The organism is Streptomyces sp. UNOC14_S4, from assembly GCF_020740835.1.
GTDB lineage: Bacteria > Actinomycetota > Actinomycetes > Streptomycetales > Streptomycetaceae > Streptomyces.
In genome coordinates this window covers 1-749 of the sequence record NZ_JAINFC010001022.1, presented here as the reverse complement: position 1 = coordinate 749, position 749 = coordinate 1, and the positions used below count along the sequence as shown (strand labels likewise).

Here is a 749-nt window from a genome sequence, read left to right as displayed (position 1 = left end):
CTCCCGTACCCCGGGCCGGTGTCGCCGCCCCGCTCCCCCGAAGTGCCGGCGGAAGGGCGCCCACCGAGGACCCGTTCCACGGCGCCGTCGGGCAGGCACTGGAAGCGGGCGGTGACGAACCCTGGTGCAACCCGCCCGGCCGAGCCCTGGGCACCCCGCCCACGACCGCGACGGGCAGCCCTCTCATCGACGCCTACCTCTGGATCAAACGCCCCGGCGAATCCGACGGCACCTGCCGCGGCGCGCCCCCGGCGGGCCACTGGTGGGCCGACTACGCCCTCCGCCTGGCAGAGGCCACACCCATGTCACGATAACCCGACAGGAACGTAAGGGAATTCGGCGGCCGCGACGATCCGATCGCGCGTGCCGCCGATCTCGTGTCCGCCGACAGTCTCATGACGGTTCACGGACCGGCCTCACCGAACGCCCCCGTGAAAAAGAAAAACTGACGTGGCATCACGTCAGCCGGTTTCGCATCGCACGGTTTCACATCGCGCGCGGTTTCACATCATGACCGGACAGTTCTCCGGGCCGCTCATTCAAGGGGCCTCACGGCACCCCACCGCTCAAGCCGGGCTCCGCTCCCCCAACGTCCGCCCCGCGCCCGCGTTCTCCGTTCCCGGGGCGACCACCGAGCCCATCGTCCCGCCACGCCCGTCATCGCCGCCGTCGCCGTCGCCGCGGCGTGTCCTGCCTTCTCCCCACCACCATGCGACCAGCGGGCCCAACGCCGTCACCAACCCCAGCAC

At 71.3% G+C, this 749-nt stretch carries 2 protein-coding genes; one reads left to right on the top strand and one right to left on the bottom strand.

All coding sequences use genetic code 11. The features are described 5' to 3' along the window. Positions 1-314 (top strand): glycoside hydrolase family 6 protein (locus tag K6I34_RS37690; protein ID WP_229332505.1); only part of this gene is annotated, 314 nt, incomplete at its 5' end. Positions 315-566: 252 nt separating this feature from the next. On the opposite strand, the gene K6I34_RS37685 is transcribed toward K6I34_RS37690, so the two are convergent. Beyond that, a partial coding sequence (locus K6I34_RS37685) for a hypothetical protein (protein ID WP_229332504.1) occupies positions 567-749 on the bottom strand: 183 nt, incomplete at its 5' end.